A 14,320-nucleotide genomic window follows, 5' to 3' on the forward strand; every position below is an offset into this window, starting at 1 on the left:
TAAGCCTAGTCTAAAAAAATCTTTAAATCATCTTCCACATTAGTTATTCCAGCTATACCAAAGTTCTCAACTAAAACTTTAGCTACATTTGGTGATAAAAACGCTGGTAGTGTTGGGCCTAAATGGATATTCTTAACCCCTAGGTATAATAATGATAGTAATACTATTACAGCTTTTTGCTCATACCAAGCTATATTAAATGCTAAAGGTAAATCGTTTATATCTTCAAGCTCAAATACCTCTTTTAATTTAAGTGCTATAAGTGCTAAAGAATACGAATCATTACACTGACCTGCATCTAATACTCTTGGTATTCCATTTATATCACCTAAATTTAATTTGTTATACTTGTATTTAGCACAACCTGCAGTTAATATTACAGTATCTTTTGAAAGTGCTTTTGCAAAGTCTGTATAATAGTTTCTTGATTTTGCACGACCATCGCAACCCGCCATTACAAAGAACTTCTTAATTGCACCAGATTTTACTGCTTCTACAACCGTATCCGCAAGTTCAAATACCTGATTATGTGCAAAACCACCTATTATCTCTCCAGTTTCTATTTCTACTGGTGGTTTACAGTTTTTAGCATGTTTAATTATTACAGAAAAATCTTTATCATCCTCACTATTTCCTTTTATATGATGACAGCCTGGATACCCAGATGCACCTGTAGTGTATAATCTATCTTTGTAGCTATCTTTTGGTGGTACAACACAGTTTGTAGTCATAAGTATTGGCCCGTTGAAACTTTCAAATTCTTCTTTTTGCTTCCACCAAGCATTCCCGTAGTTACCTACAAAATGAGAGTACTTTTTAAATGATGGGTAGTAGTGAGCAGGTAACATTTCTGAGTGAGTATACACATCTACTCCAGTACCTTCTGTTTGCTTTAGTAACATTTCTAAGTCTTTTAAGTCGTGTCCTGATACAAGTATTCCCGGATTTTTTCTTACACCTATGTTAACTTTAGTTATTTCAGGGTGTCCATAAGATCCTGTATTTGCTCCATCAAGTAAAGCCATTGCGTCTACCCCAACTCTACCAGTATCTAAAGTCAATGCTATCAATTCATCTATTGTTAACTTATCATCTAAAGTTTTAGCTAGAGTGGATTGCATAAATGCATTTACTTCTTCACTGTCATAACCTAAGGCATTGGCATGCTTAACATATGCAGACATTCCCTTTAATCCATATATTATAAGTTCTCTTAAACTTCTTATATCTTCATCTTTTGTTGCAAGAACCCCTACACTAGTTGATTTATCATCTAATACATCTTTTAATGCCACTTCTTCTTTTGGTAATATCATATTTTTTAACTTTTCTAAAAGTCCAACTTTTTGATCTATCTCTCTCTTACTTGAAGCATTCCAAAGTGCTGCCTCTGATAAATTATTTTTATTCTTTAATTTAGCTAATAAACTTTTCTTTGTATCTAAAGTTTGCTTTACCCTTGCATAAAATACTTCATCGTTGAAGTTTGCATTAGTTATTGTTGAGAATAAGTTTATTGTTATCAAGTGATTAACACTACTATCAACAAATTGACCTTCACTTCTAAGTCTAGTTGTTACTTCAGATATTCCCTTTGTAGTATATATCAATAAGTCCTGCATTCTTGATAAATCTGGTGATTTTCCACACACACCAAACTTTGTACACCCTGTACAACCTGCTGTCTCTTGACATTGAAAACAAAACATTTTATTTTCCATCATTTATTCCTCCGATTTATTTTAAAATTATTATTAATTGATTGTTTCACATTCAAAACATAAATTAAGTTTAACTTAACTCAACATTATTTTCTGTAACATAAGTTACAGTTTATAAATTTATGAAACTATTTTAAAAAGTTACAAGAGCTATGTTGGTAAGCAATATTTTAATTGTACCTATATAAAACTAATCCGGCGTTAGAAAATTTATTTTAGCAATATGATTTTAAATAAATAAAAGGTGTAGCTGTTTTGCTACACCTTTTATTTATATGTTAATTATATTTCTTTTTTTATATCTTCAATTATGTCCTCATTATTTTCTGTTATTATAGCTTCTTCCTTTATATCTTCGCTTATCTCTTCATTATTTTCTGCTATTATAGCTTCATTTTTTATATCTTCGCTTATTTCTTCATTATTTTCTGTTATTATTTCTTCGTTATTATATTTTTTCAAATCATTTGTTATATAGTTTAGTTTATCTATAATATATCCTATTGCAAATGTAGCTATTGAGTAGAATAGGAATGGTATAGAAGCCGTTCCAAAATAGTTTATTACACTTTGTAATTCATCCTTTATTACAAGACCTTGAGATCCTAGACTTGAAATATAAATGTATGAGGTATATATTGTAAATATTGTGTAAATACCTAAAAGTATTGATATTGTGTAAAACGCTAGAACTACTGGATTTTTACTTTTTTTGTTATCTTTTCTCATAATTAATATTACTCCTTTTTTATTTGTTTTTTTAGTTTTGTTCAATGGTTTAGATTATAGTATAGCATCCTTAATTTAACCTTAAGTAAATACTTAATAAGTAAAATACATTAAATTTAAGGTGATGAGAGTATCACTCTTATTTTCAATGAGTTATCGTCAGGTAAAATAAGTGAAACTATGGGAAATGTAAATAATACACCAAATGATTTAAATAGGAATATTACAATGATAGTTTTATCTAATAGTAATAATAATGTAACATCGTTGTTTGCATATCAGACTGATATATTTAACCTATATTATAAAATAAAAACACTATAAAATAACTGAGTTTTATGTTAGATAACTCAGTTATTCTTATAGTGTTTATATCAATAATATTTTAATCAATTTCTTTGTCTACAATATTTAATAATTGTAAAATTCTATCTAAGTTAAATTAAGATTTTATTTAACTCATGCGTTATCTTAATTGCTCCGGATTCACCCATGTGATCAAAATCTATAAAATCATCTTCTTCAAATATATCTATTTTTGAAAAATCAATTAAGGTAACTTCATTTTTTTCTTTAATACCATTTATAATTTTATAAAATTCGTCTTCAAATGTTTTATTTGCAAACTTACTATAATATTTAGTGGTTGGAAATACAACTATTATCGGCTCTACACTTTTTTCTTCTAAAAAATTTATAAACTCATTAAATATACTATTATATTCTTTTTTAGTTTCAGTAAACTTAGACAAATCATTATGTTGATTAGCTCTCAATTCACCTAATCTATATTTTTCATCTTTACTAATATTACTTAATTTAACTCCACGTAAAACACTAGTCATTTCTCTCGTGAAATTTTTATTGAAGTATCCATTATTTTCCCTATATACTAAATCTCTAAAATGGTCGTCCAAGAATTCTAGATTGAATATATAGTCTATTAAATCATTATTTATTACTTTTTTTAGATTTAATAAATCTATACCATCCACTTTTTCTGAGTGGTGTTTATCTTTTAATATAGGATAATATATATGTTTAACCATATTAACAGAATAATCACTCTTACCTTTAGATAAATCATGATTTACTAGATAATATCCAGCCCCTATAATACATCTTTTGATATTTCCATTCTTATTTATAGCTTCTTTTGCTAGTTTATAAGAATAATATAAATCTTGGCTAGATAAAGATACATTTACTGATTTATTTGATAAAGATTTAATGTCTATACCTGTTAATGGATAAGAGTTACCTACTACTAACGTATCTATATTTTCACATTTACACTTTTCTAAAGATTTTATTAAATAATTGTAATCATAATTTTCATAATATATTTTTTCACTTGTTTCGAACATAATATTCATTAATTTATCATAATATAATACATCATTAAAATATAAGTTAAAATCTAAGTCACTATATATGGTTTCTTCACTTAATATCAATACGTTAATTTGATTAGTCTTGAATTCATTATTTAAACGTATATACTCATCAATATTATCTATATATATAACTTTTTCATTTATACATTTATATATTATATTATATTTATCTTTTCCACAAAAATATAAACTAACTTTTATATTATTAATATCTTTTTTTAAGTTAGATAAGTTTTTGACTAAACTATCTACTCGATTCTTTTTACCTATACTTAAATCAATACTTTCATTATTGAAATCCTCTATTATATTTACTACCACATCTGCTAATTTATTAAATGATTCTAAGTGCTCATACTGAAGATTATTTTTTATAAAATCAGCTAAAGAATTAATAATATCTATTTCCATATCTGTATTAATATCATCTTTACTTAATGTACTTATAATACTATTGATGCTATTCTTTCCTTGTATATATTTGTATAAATCATATTTATTATTCATAGTCTCATATTAACTCCTTACACATTCTTGTTGTAAATCACTTAATAAACTATCTATGCTATCCCATACCCTAGCACTTGATTTTTCATCTTTGTGATAATAAAAAATATCTTTTATAGTGTTACGTTCTTTTTTATAATAATTTTTATCATTAATACAGTTAATTATTTCTTCGGATAAACTTCCTTGATTCTGTACTTTAGGTCCAGCTGCCCAGAAATCATAAGGTTCTAAAATTATCCCTCTTTCTTTTTCATATATTTCCATATCTGTATTTACAAATATCGTAGGCTTATCCATATATAAGAAATCTCCATATATACTTGAATAATCAGTAATTAAAATATCAGCTGCATTTAAAATTTCATATAAATCCAAATCTTTATTTTCTAAATCATTATTAGATATAAATATCATATTATCTAAACTTCTATTCTTTACTTTATTTGTAATACTTTTTTCTTCTCCATGATGTACCTTAGATATACAGATTATATTATTGTCTATTAAAAATTGATTAAATTTTTCATAATCAAAGTTTTTTATTTTTATAGCATCATCAAGTTCACTTGAACCACTTACTACCCCTGAATTATCATGTACATAAAATGTTGGCATATTAAATATAACTTTTTTGTTTTCTAAAGATATTCCTAATAACTTTTCTAAATTTCTTTTTCCATCAGATAACATAAGAATATCCGTTCTAGGGTTTCCTGTTATTTCATATTTATCTTCTGGAATAGAAGCAAATGCACTTAACATTAACATAGACATTTTAGATGTAGTATATATTTTATCTATCTTTTTATATTCTTCTGGCGTAAATGCGAAATTCTTATTTTTCTTATCCATTAATCCGCACCCTTTAAAACCTACGACCCCATGACCTACCTCGATATTATAAGTGAATTTTGGATAGGCAGTACAAAAAGTATTAAATCCCGAAACAGTAATAGGTGATATAAGAGGTACTTTAATTATATTTTCTAAATTGTAAACATCAGTTCCGTTAATAACATTTAGCTTATACTTATCTTTATATTGTTTTGGCATATACTTTATTAATGCATATACATTTGAGTCTGCTACATTAAATCTATTTAATGTTATTGTTCTTTTATAATCTTCATCTTTTAACCCTATCATAGTTTCATTATCTATATCAATAAGTTTAAATTCTCCCTCAGAAGAAAGTAATACCGAACAATTTTTTAATCCTTTTGACGCTATGTTTCTTATTACATCTATATAGTTAATATCATAAGGAACTATTACATCAAAACCTGAATAGTTATGATCACATACAAAATCGTCAATGCCTATAATTTCTTTATTTGTAATAACATAATCATCTTTTATGTATGCCCAGTTATTTGCTATATTATTTTCATATGAAATATGTATATATTCTTTGTTCATATCGTTGAAGTGACCGGCTATATACATTATTAAACTAATGTTATTTCCTTCTACATAAAAATTAGTTTTAACTTCGTTCAATACTTCAATATACTTTTTTGATGTTTTTTCATATTTATATAAATTATTTATGTCATTTATATAACTTGTATCATCAATGTATCTTAATGATATACTTGCATTCAATACCGATTTTAATTTTTCTCCTGTAATCATATATGTATATATTAAATTAAAATATGCATCTATATAGTCATACTTAATATTGATTGAGGTTTTATAACAACCTATTGCCGCTTCATATTCTTTTATTTTAGAACATAGAATACCCCTTAAATTCCAGTATTCCGCATTGTTTATATATTGTTTCTCATTTTCAATTATGCAATCATACGCATTTTCTATATCATTTTCTTTTATTAAATGTTCTATTTTATTTATTATTTCCATATTGATAATTCTCCATCGTATTTATAAATTAGTCTTCATGTTTAACCTTTAAATGTATTGCATTTTCTACTTTACTTGTGATACCTTTGTATCTTTTATATTGGTAATAATTAAATTCACCATTTTTACATTCCCTACTACATCTCTCCTTTTTACCACTGAACCAACAACAATTAAATTCTATATTATATGTAAATTAATACCAATCGGATTATATCTACTATTATATTCTATAACATACTCTAAAATCCTTCTTATTTTAACAAAATAATACTTCTTGTTCTAAAAAGGGACATTTATTTCAAGCATATCATGCTTCGATGACTCTATCACGATAGTTAATTTTTACATATAAAAGCTAATTAATTTCACTTAATTTTTCTTTTTTATATATGTTAACAAATTATTATTGTTGTTATGCTATTTGTAAATTAAACTAAAAAAGAGAGTAGCAATTGCGCTACCCTCTAACATATCTACACCAATTTTCTATCTACAACCACGATTTAGTATTCTAGTTTATTATTAATTATTAGATATTTACTTAAAATTAAATTCTTTTAAGTGAACTTTTTATTTCTTCTGTATATATTCCACCATGATAACATATTATCTTATCAATATCATAGTTTAAAAATTTATATACTGATTCCTTAGCTTCCCACAAATCTAGTGTATAATTTGGATTAGCTATAGTTAACTTATTATTCTCTATCACTAATGCATCTCCCGATATTAAAGTCTTACTTTCCTTAGCATAAATCGATATATGACCCGGCATATGACCTGGTGTTTCAATTATTTCCATACCCCCACACCAGTCAAATTTATCTCCATCTTTCAATAACATATCTACTTCAATATTTTCTATTGATTCAAGCATCTTTTGAAAATTCATAGCACCTTCTTTTTGTTCTTCTGGCAATTTATCATATATTAATTCAGCTTGTTGCAATCTTAAAGATTTTTCTTTTCCATTAATATATTTTTCATCTATTATGGACGATAGTATTTTTACGTTTGGATACTTTCGTTTAAAATCAGCTGCTGAACCCATATGATCAAAATCGTGATGGGTTATAATTAATTTCGTAAGTTCACTTAAATCTATCCCATTTTTTATTGCACTTTCTTCTATTAATGATAAAAAGTTAGGATAACCACAGTCAATTAAAATCATATCATTGTCGTCTCTTAATATAACCGGATATATTGCATCTATAATTCCATTAAATTCAAATTCTACTTTTAATACATTTAATTTATTCACTGTACTACCTCCATTGTATATAATCCCCTAATTCAGATTAAATTATATCACTAGAATAATCTAGGTAATAAGTTAATAAATAAGTCTGTATTAAACTTGATTGTAAAAAATTTTTATACAATCTCCTTTTGTTGTCTAATTATTCTTCTAATACTACTTTCAGTAAGATAATATTGATTAACAAGTTCTTTAACTGATATTCCTTTATTATATTTATTAAAAATTTCTTTATTTCTTTCACTTAACTCTTTTTTTATTCCGCTTTTTTCTCCCCACGATTTTTTAGTGTCTTTTTTAGTAGGTATATATAAGTATCCTCCATCTACATATTCTTGAATTAATTCAATTATATCTTGAGGTAATATCTCTTGTGCTTTTTTGTACTTCATAACCTTTTCTCCTAATCTATTATTTTAATTTATAAATAGTTAGGCAAAGACTGTACAAAACATACAAGCCATATTTAATTTTTTATTATGGCTCCAAACAAAACTTTTTTGTAATTGTCTTACAGTCTTTGCTTGGAGCTAATTCTATAACCATTTTTGATTTATTAAGCATTTGTACACTTCCTTTCTTAAATATATTATCATAAAAAAACACATTGAATATTTCATCAATGTGTCTTTCGTGGATTTCAATGGTAGAGAGACAAATCGTATAACTGATTTAATTATATTCGTAAAAATCCTAAAAAGTCTTCACCACTAAACCGAGGATACTTTAAATTAAATGTCAATGATATTTTTTCTTGATTTTAAGTAATATTAATTAACTTAATGAGATATATTTGTAATATAAAGATATAAATATATCACATTAACAGGGGGATTTATTTATGAATAAAGGTGTAAACAAGTATTCATTTTTCTTAGGATTTTTAGGCTTTCAAGGTTTTAAAGAATTAAGTGGTGATCCATTAGGGCTTTTAGCTTTTTGTTGGTTTTCATTTTTTTCTATTTATTGGTGGAACAAGCTAGGAAATTGTGAAGATGAGCGCTTAATTTATAATAAACATCGAGCAGGTTCCATAGCACTTTATACAGGCTTTGTTCTAGCAGTTGCAGCAAGTTATTTAATCAGGCTATATTCAGTAGATATACTAACACTTTATAGGATGCAAGTATTAATACTAGCACTTGCTTTTGCAATATCAATGAATTTATGGGCATTTTTAACTTACAAATTTGATTTTGGAGTTTAAATATCATGACAAAGTTTATAAGTAATTTAAAAAAATATCGCCAACTTAAAGAATTAACTCAACAAGAATTGGCTGATAAAGTAAATGTTAGAAGAGAAACTATCGCTCGTTTAGAGAATGCTAAATATAATCCTTCACTTGAATTAGCCGTTAGAATATCAAAAGTTTTAAATACTCCGATTGAAGAATTATTTATCTTTGAATTTTAACTAGTCACTCAATTTAAAATGTATCTGAATACATTACATAAAAAATAGGGGTAGCAATTAAGCTACCCCTGTTTACTCTATTTAAATCCCCTATCCAACGCCACAAATACAGTGTATTTGTCTGACAAATTAAACTTCTTTAGTGCTTACTCACTTCTGCCATAAAAAGGTATTACCGAAAAATCGGTAATACCTTTGTTGTTATATTTTTATAAATTAGCATTTTAAGTGATTTTTCTTAATCTCATCAAGTAACCCATCTTTTAAATAAATTTCTAATGCACATCCCACCATTGCCTTTACTGTTTTGTGAAGTTTATCATAGGCTTCCTTAGAATTTGCATAATTTAAAAACTCTTTTTCATGAACATATACCATTGGATTTATATCTAAAGCTATTTCTGTGTACATAGTAGGACAAACTTGGCTTACATTTCCTATATCTGTTGAGCCAGTTGGCCCATCTTTTCCTTCCAATATATTTTTTATCCCTACATCAATTAGATTCTTCTTTGTTATATCTTGAAGCACCCTGTTGTTAACTATATTGTCATAAGAATTTTCAAAATAACTGTAAGAAAGCTTAGCACCTGTCATTAACTCTGCACCTTTTGCACAATTTATAACCTTTTTAGTTACTTCATCTAAATAACTTCTTTCACTAGCTCTTATGTAAAACTTACAAGATGCCTTTTCTGGAACTATATTCGGAGCTTCTCCCCCATTTGAAACTATCCCATGTATTCTAACATCTGATTTTACATGTTGTCTTAATGCATTTATTCCTGCAAATGTAAGTTGTACTGCATCTAATGCATTAACCCCCATATGGGGGTGACTAGCAGCATGTGCTGCTACTCCTTCAAAACTAAACTCTAACGAATCTATTGCTAAGGCCTTGCAGTTTATATTATTAAAAGCTTCTATATGCATCTGATAACTTACATCAACATCATCAAAAGCCCCTGCTTTAACTAAATCACATTTTCCTCCTGTTGTTTCTTCAGCTGGTGTTCCTATTAATACAATTTTTCCTCTGAAATTCTCTTTTAACTTACTTAATACTAGACTAGCCCCTAATGTAGATGCTGCAATCCAATTATGCCCACAAGCATGAGCTGGTTCTTTATTCTCTCCATATCCAGGCAATGCATCATACTCTGCTAAAAATGCTACAGTAGGACCATCATTATCTCCTAGTTCCGCTCTAAAAGCAGTATCTATATTGCAGTATGGATAAGTTGTATCAAATCCATACTCCTTCATTTTATCAACTAAGTATTTAGATGATATATATTCTTCTTCTCCTAGTTCTGGATTATTAAATATAAAATCGCATACTTCTTCAATTTCTTTTCCCAGTTCATTCTCTATCTCATAAGATCTTTTCTTTATACTCTCTATCATAATTTACCTCCTATATTAGAACCCTATATATAAGCCTGTTGTTAAAAATACCATTGTAGTTATTACTAACACTATTATTAAAGGCATTACGAATCTTACCCACTTTGACCAAGGTATATTAGCTAGTGCTAGTGCTCCCATTAAAACCCCTGATGTAGGAGTTATTAAGTTAGTTACACCTATACCAAATTGATAAGCTGTAACTATCATTTGTCTAGATACATCTACTAAATCTCCCAGTGGTGCAAGAACTGGTATTGTAAGTGATGCAAGCCCTGATGCTGACGGTATTAAAAATGCTATTAAACCTTCTATTAAGAAAGTCAAATTTATAAATATAGCTTTTGGTAATCCATTTAATACACTTGCTGCAGAATTTAAGATTGTATCTATAATAAATCCATTTTCTGCTATTATTACTATTCCACGTGCAAATGCTATACATAATCCTGCTGATATCAAATCTTTTGATCCACCTATAAATGAACTAACTATCTCATCTTGTTTAAGCCCTGATGCTATTCCTGACATTACACCTATCGCTGTAAATATCATTGCAATTTCACTTATATACCATCCTTGTTTTAAAACTCCATATACCATAATTCCCATACCTAATGCGAAAATAGTTATTACCATAGCTTCTCTTTTTGTAAACTCTTTTATGTTTGTATCACTATTATCTATTGCTTCTTGATTAAGAGATAAATCCTGCACTAATGACTTTGTAGGATCTTTTTTAACTTTATTAGCATACAACATAACAAATCCAATACATATAGCCATATATATTATAAACATAACCACTCTAAACTCTATTCCAGAACCTGGCGCAATTTGTGAAAGTGCTTGTGCTATACCTACAGAGAAAGGATTAGTAGTGGCTGCTCCAAATCCAGCTGTTGCTCCTATAAATACTGTTGCCACTGCTGTTATTGAATCATATCCCATGCTAGTCATAAGTGGAATAAATATCATATAAAACGGTAGCGTTTCTTCACTCATTCCAAATGTTGTTCCACCTAGCCCAAATAAAATCATTGAGATAGGTATTATTAAAAATTGAGATTTCTTCATTTTATTTACAGTATGAGCTATAATTGCTTCTATAGCTCCTGTTCTATTAACTATTCCAAAGGCTCCTCCAACTATTAAAACAAATCCGACTACTTCAGCTGCATCTATAAACCCATTTATAGGTGCTTTAAATACTTCAGTAACTCCTTGTGGATTTGATGATACTTTTTCATAAGTTCCAGCTACAACAACCGATCTTCCTTCTATATCTACTCTTTCAAAACTTCCACTCGGTATTATCCAAGTAAGAACTGCCATTACTATTATTAGTAAAAATATTATAGTAAGTGTCTGCGGCATAGTAAACTTTTTCTTTCTTAAATTACTCATTTTTATAATACCCCCATTTTTTAAGTCAAAATATTTAATTGCTTTCCCTTTTTCTATCTTAGTTTGTATAGATGTAAAAAAGCCCAACATGAATACATGTTGAGCTGAATGTGCTAAAACAACATACCTACATCTTCCCTTTATCTTATTTAAGATAGCTCCCCATCAAAATTTGGGATAATTTTGATGACAGTACTGTATTTATTAAATACAGCCCCAGCACTAGCTTTGGACACTAGCACTTCGGCACTTACTCCTTTTATATTGCTTCAATGGCTTCCGACCTGTTCAATATTAATCTTAGTAAATGCGACCTCTACCTCGATCTTTTAATTAGATGAGGTATTCCTATTAAGTTTTATATATTGTATGTAATTGTAGCATAACATATCAAGATTGTAAATGTTTAAAGTTTTTTAGTATTTATTATATTTAAGTTATTTATACTCTATATGTAATAGTATTAACTACACAATTGAATTATAATTTAATATAAAAAATTTATATAAAGTTTATTATTGTGTGTTCTCTGCTATTTTTTTAATTGAAACACATTATAGCAGACATCAGTGATTATCTTATTTATTTAAAACCTGAAAATCAAAAAATTTTTATACAAGCAAAAACCATTATATTAGATCTTAGGGATAGTATTATCAATGAAGGTTATTGACCTTAAGTAATATTTAATGAGACAACTATCCAACGCCACTAAATACAGTGCACTTGTCTGACAATTTAATTTTCTTTAGTGATTATTCACTTCTACCACATATAGCATATAAATTATGTGCTTTTTATCCCTCACCATAATATTCTGCGAAATATAGAAACCCTTTCTTTGCGACTTTGTAGTTTCTTAACTCACCTTGTGTTGCTTCTTCAATTGGCGGATTTGTTAATGTATAGCACTTTGCGTTTTCCTTTTTCAAAAGTTCCTTGTCTATCTTGTTGTGATGTTCATCATCAATAACATTCGTTGTCAATGCTTTTATTGGATAGCCACTAAAAAATACATGGGTTTTTAAAGCTAAAACTGGGGTAGAGTGAAAAACTAAAAATAATACAAAAATAGATAAAGATATTAATATTATTATCTTTGATTTTTTAATGAGATCTCCTCCTTTATTATTTAAATATGCACTTACATTTGCAACCTCAAGATAATACTAATTCAAAGTTGTTAAATGAACATAAGATCTAGGGTATTTATTTTCAGGAGCTGCTGTATTAATATTTGTCATCCATCTTTTACCAGTATGACTTGCTATTTTAAAATTAGGTCCTGGAGCAACAACTATATAGGTATGGAACCATGTTGATCCATTATGTATAAATGTTATATCTCCTAACTCAAGTGCTGAACCATATGTAATAGGATGTCCTCCAGGACCTCTATAGCCATTTTCATTCCTAACAAGAAATGCTCTTAGATAATGTGCTTGAGCCCATGCATCACCATAAGTTGGATTAATATGCCAAGAGTCAGGTGTTAATGACCAAGTCCTATTTTTTCCATCTATATAAATAGAATGGTTTTTATCTGCTCTAGCACCAGCTTTTCGTAAAGCTTGAGAAGCATAGTTTGCACAATCATACTGAAATGAAAGATAGTTTGGGTTACGTCTTTCCATTCTATATGCATACGCATAATCATAAATAGTTTTTCGTTGACTATTTGTAATAGCACCTAATCTTTGAACTTTATTAACTTCTTTAATTTCTTCATTTGAATATTCTTTTAACGGCTCTGAGTATATATCTTTTAAATAACTCAGTCTATTAAGTATTTTTTGTAAATTATCATCAGTAGCATTGCTATAATTTTTTAAATTATTTCCCTCATATCCTAATTCTTTGTTAATATTTCTAATAGTGATTTATACTTAAAAGTCTAATTAACTATAACATAATCGTATCAATATATTTATTCAACTATTATGGTAAAACTGGGCGATTAAAAGACATAACTGGGTAAAAAAGCAATTTTAAATAGTTTTATGCTGGAATTCAACAATAAAAAGAGAAAAAATCATTGTAAGAAAAAATAAAGGCAAGTACAAAATTGTACTCGCCTTATATCTAAATCAATTTTCTATTCTCACCCGCTCTACAGGCTATTTAGTTATTTCAAATCAATAAAAACACACTCTTTTATTTTCTATGTATTAAATCACATCATTTTATTTCATAAAGAATTGTCATTAAGCTGTCACACTTCCCTGTGATATGACTCCACTCCATGCCGGATAAACGAACTAATTATTAGTATAGTAGACGAGTCGCAGGAATCATACCCACGATTATTTTTAATCTTAACTATTGAAAGAATAACTAACATAACTAATTCAAGTTATTTAGGACAATAGTAATTATTTACAAGCTAATCTCTACTTACATCACACTTATTATAAGAAAGGTTTTTATTTTTATACGTTTTAGCCTCAACATATTCAAATAACGCTGGATTGAATACGACTAAAACTTATAAATTTATCTTCAAATATTTTAGTGTATCAGAGTAAATTGCAATAGGTTTTTCCCAAGAGTCTTTTCTCTCTTCTTTAAAATTAATATATATTTTAAAAAGAAATTTT

At 27.6% G+C, this 14,320-nt stretch carries 12 protein-coding genes and 1 riboswitch; of the genes, 2 read left to right on the forward strand and 10 right to left on the reverse strand.

Annotated elements, in window-relative coordinates:
* Positions 1-5: 5 nt before the first annotated feature.
* The 6 genes from hcp to KQI18_RS04385 form a co-directional block, all read right to left on the reverse strand.
* The gene (gene hcp, locus KQI18_RS04360; RefSeq protein ID WP_216466459.1) at positions 6-1,721 is read right to left on the reverse strand and encodes a hydroxylamine reductase; all 1,716 of its coding nucleotides are present in this window, start codon (positions 1,719-1,721) and stop codon (positions 6-8) included.
* A gap of 282 nt (positions 1,722-2,003) precedes the next feature.
* Positions 2,004-2,450: a hypothetical protein gene (locus KQI18_RS04365; protein ID WP_216466460.1), complete on the reverse strand. Its 447-nt coding sequence runs from the start codon at positions 2,448-2,450 to the stop codon at positions 2,004-2,006.
* A gap of 437 nt (positions 2,451-2,887) precedes the next feature.
* Positions 2,888-4,354, reverse strand: a complete 1,467-nt coding sequence (locus tag KQI18_RS04370; RefSeq protein ID WP_216466461.1) for a hypothetical protein — start codon at positions 4,352-4,354, stop codon at positions 2,888-2,890.
* A gap of 9 nt (positions 4,355-4,363) precedes the next feature.
* Entirely contained in the window at positions 4,364-6,226 is a 1,863-nt protein-coding gene (locus tag KQI18_RS04375) for a CDP-glycerol glycerophosphotransferase family protein (RefSeq protein ID WP_216466462.1), read from the reverse strand.
* Between the two features lie 550 nt (positions 6,227-6,776).
* Positions 6,777-7,496, reverse strand: coding sequence for an MBL fold metallo-hydrolase (locus tag KQI18_RS04380; protein WP_216466463.1), 720 nt, complete (start codon positions 7,494-7,496; stop codon positions 6,777-6,779).
* A 113-nt stretch (positions 7,497-7,609) separates the two neighbouring features.
* A complete protein-coding gene (locus KQI18_RS04385; protein WP_216466464.1) occupies positions 7,610-7,885 on the reverse strand; it encodes a CD3324 family protein in 276 nt (91 codons plus the stop codon).
* A 449-nt stretch (positions 7,886-8,334) separates the two neighbouring features.
* On the opposite strand from KQI18_RS04385, the gene KQI18_RS04390 reads away from it, so the two are divergent.
* Together KQI18_RS04390 and KQI18_RS04395 are read left to right on the forward strand one after the other, a co-directional pair.
* On the forward strand, positions 8,335-8,700 hold the full coding sequence (locus KQI18_RS04390; protein ID WP_216466465.1) for a DUF3796 domain-containing protein: 366 nt from the start codon (positions 8,335-8,337) through the stop codon (positions 8,698-8,700).
* 5 nt (positions 8,701-8,705) lie between these two features.
* Positions 8,706-8,909 (forward strand): helix-turn-helix transcriptional regulator, encoded by a 204-nt coding sequence (locus tag KQI18_RS04395; protein ID WP_216466466.1) that lies wholly within the window; start codon positions 8,706-8,708, stop codon positions 8,907-8,909.
* Between the two features lie 216 nt (positions 8,910-9,125).
* On the opposite strand, the gene KQI18_RS04400 is transcribed toward KQI18_RS04395, so the two are convergent.
* The 4 genes from KQI18_RS04400 to KQI18_RS04415 all read right to left on the reverse strand — a co-directional run bounded on the left by KQI18_RS04400 (position 9,126) and on the right by KQI18_RS04415 (position 13,603).
* Positions 9,126-10,316 carry a M20 family metallopeptidase gene (locus KQI18_RS04400; RefSeq protein WP_216466467.1) on the reverse strand — a complete coding sequence of 397 codons (1,191 nt, stop codon included), beginning with the start codon at positions 10,314-10,316 and terminating at the stop codon, positions 9,126-9,128.
* A gap of 15 nt (positions 10,317-10,331) precedes the next feature.
* On the reverse strand, positions 10,332-11,723 hold the full coding sequence (locus tag KQI18_RS04405; RefSeq protein WP_216466468.1) for a YfcC family protein: 1,392 nt from the start codon (positions 11,721-11,723) through the stop codon (positions 10,332-10,334).
* Positions 11,724-11,870: 147 nt separating this feature from the next.
* Positions 11,871-12,050: riboswitch (Lysine riboswitch) on the reverse strand.
* Between the two features lie 470 nt (positions 12,051-12,520).
* Positions 12,521-12,709 (reverse strand): hypothetical protein, encoded by a 189-nt coding sequence (locus KQI18_RS04410; protein WP_216466469.1) that lies wholly within the window; start codon positions 12,707-12,709, stop codon positions 12,521-12,523.
* A 183-nt stretch (positions 12,710-12,892) separates the two neighbouring features.
* Entirely contained in the window at positions 12,893-13,603 is a 711-nt protein-coding gene (locus KQI18_RS04415; protein WP_330654360.1) for an amidase domain-containing protein, read from the reverse strand.
* Positions 13,604-14,320: the final 717 nt, after the last annotated feature.

The sequence above is a fragment of the Metaclostridioides mangenotii genome, from assembly GCF_018917235.1.
Lineage (GTDB): Bacteria > Bacillota > Clostridia > Peptostreptococcales > Peptostreptococcaceae > Metaclostridioides.

Coding starts and splice junctions, on each gene's coding strand:
- hcp (WP_216466459.1), bottom strand. CDS start 1,721: ATGGAAAATAAAATGTTTTGTTTTCAATGTCAAGAGACAGCAGGTTGT.
- KQI18_RS04395 (WP_216466466.1), top strand. CDS start 8,706: ATGACAAAGTTTATAAGTAATTTAAAAAAATATCGCCAACTTAAAGAA.
- KQI18_RS04390 (WP_216466465.1), top strand. CDS start 8,335: ATGAATAAAGGTGTAAACAAGTATTCATTTTTCTTAGGATTTTTAGGC.
- KQI18_RS04375 (WP_216466462.1), bottom strand. CDS start 6,226: ATGGAAATAATAAATAAAATAGAACATTTAATAAAAGAAAATGATATA.
- KQI18_RS04385 (WP_216466464.1), bottom strand. CDS start 7,885: ATGAAGTACAAAAAAGCACAAGAGATATTACCTCAAGATATAATTGAA.
- KQI18_RS04365 (WP_216466460.1), bottom strand. CDS start 2,450: ATGAGAAAAGATAACAAAAAAAGTAAAAATCCAGTAGTTCTAGCGTTT.
- KQI18_RS04370 (WP_216466461.1), bottom strand. CDS start 4,354: ATGAATAATAAATATGATTTATACAAATATATACAAGGAAAGAATAGC.
- KQI18_RS04400 (WP_216466467.1), bottom strand. CDS start 10,316: ATGATAGAGAGTATAAAGAAAAGATCTTATGAGATAGAGAATGAACTG.
- KQI18_RS04405 (WP_216466468.1), bottom strand. CDS start 11,723: ATGAGTAATTTAAGAAAGAAAAAGTTTACTATGCCGCAGACACTTACT.